Origin of the sequence: Candidatus Magnetaquicoccus inordinatus, assembly GCF_004217665.1 — a bacterium.
GTDB lineage: Bacteria > Pseudomonadota > Magnetococcia > Magnetococcales > Magnetaquicoccaceae > Magnetaquicoccus > Magnetaquicoccus inordinatus.
In genome coordinates this window covers 1-1,133 of sequence record NZ_RXIU01000503.1, presented here as the reverse complement: position 1 = coordinate 1,133, position 1,133 = coordinate 1, and the positions used below count along the sequence as shown (strand labels likewise).

General features: G+C 46.1%; 1 protein-coding gene and 2 pseudogenes. All 3 read left to right on the top strand.

Annotation, left to right across the window (positions count from 1 at the left end; translation table 11 throughout):
- The first annotated feature begins 96 nt into the window (after positions 1-96).
- Entirely contained in the window at positions 97-243 is a 147-nt protein-coding gene (locus EJP87_RS18230) for a hypothetical protein (RefSeq protein ID WP_193771505.1), read from the top strand.
- 128 nt (positions 244-371) lie between these two features.
- Positions 372-752 (top strand): annotated as a pseudogene (locus tag EJP87_RS16860) (type II toxin-antitoxin system RelE/ParE family toxin).
- Positions 739-1,059, top strand: a pseudogene (locus EJP87_RS16855) (helix-turn-helix domain-containing protein); the annotation flags it as partial. The pseudogenes EJP87_RS16860 and EJP87_RS16855, both read left to right, overlap by 14 nt.
- Between the last annotated feature and the right edge of the window lie 74 nt (positions 1,060-1,133).

Genomic DNA, 1,133 nt, shown 5'->3' with positions numbered 1-1,133 from the left:
TTCATGTGTTCGATGACATCCAACGGGACCTCAAGCCCTTCAAGATGCTGTAAGAGCATTCTCCACGGCAAAAAAAAATTTTGTTGAAGGTTTTTGATGATCGAGCATCTGGAAGCCTCTGGTATGGGTTCCTGGGAACGCCTTTCTGGTGCCCATCATGGACCGGTAAAAAGCAGCGGTCAATCATTTTGTTGCACGTTGCCCATTTTTTCGCCCCTGGAAACCGTGTGTTTTCAATGGTAGCAGATTTGGACATTGAACAGAATGGTTCATTTTGTTTAATGTGTCCAGCTCTCAAAACCACCTCTTGAAGTATAGAACAGAATTCTATACAATAGACGCATGAAATCATCAGACGAGCAATCAAGTTCATGCGAATTTTCAAGAGCAAGTGGTTCATCAAATTCGCCCGCAAGGAGTGCATCGCGGACGCCAAACTATGCGAAGCCGTGAAAAACGCAGAGCAAGGCATGATTGATGCCGATTACGGCGACTGAGTCATCAAGCAGAGAATCGCGCGACCGAATGAAGGCAAGTCTGGTGGGTATCGCTCAATCATCCTTTTCCGTCGTGGTGATCGAGCCTTTTTCGTCTATGGATTTGCCAAAAACGCACAGGACAATATAGACAAAAGCGATGAACGGGACTTCAAGGAATTGGCGAGAACCGTTTTTGCCGCGTCCAATACAGAATTAGAAGATCTTGTCAATGACGGGATGTATGTGGAGGTAATCTGCGATGAGCAAATCTAAAACTTATAAAAGCGATATCAAGGCAGCCATTCATCAAACAGCGAGTGATCTTCATGAAGCAGGTCTGATCAACAAGCAAACGATGCGACGTTTCGACGAATCCTGCTTAACGCCTATTCGTGATTTCACCGCCATTGATATTCGTGCATTACGTGAACGAGAGGAAGTCAGTCAAACTGTTTTTGCCCACTATCTGAACGTGCCAAAGGATTCGATCAGCCAATGGGAGCGTGGAGAGAAACATCCATCTGGTCCATCCCTAAAATTATTGTCCCTGGTTGAGAAGCATGGATTAGGTGCCATTGCTTCTCGCAATCAGCTTGATATGTCTCGTCGCTCATTCGCCTGCGCCTTACCCATGTGCTTGCTCGCGACTCATTC

What these genes read in the sequence shown, in the direction of transcription:
- EJP87_RS18230 (WP_193771505.1), top strand. Translation starts at nt 97, where the DNA reads ATGATCGAGCATCTGGAAGCCTCTGGTATGGGTTCCTGGGAACGCCTT.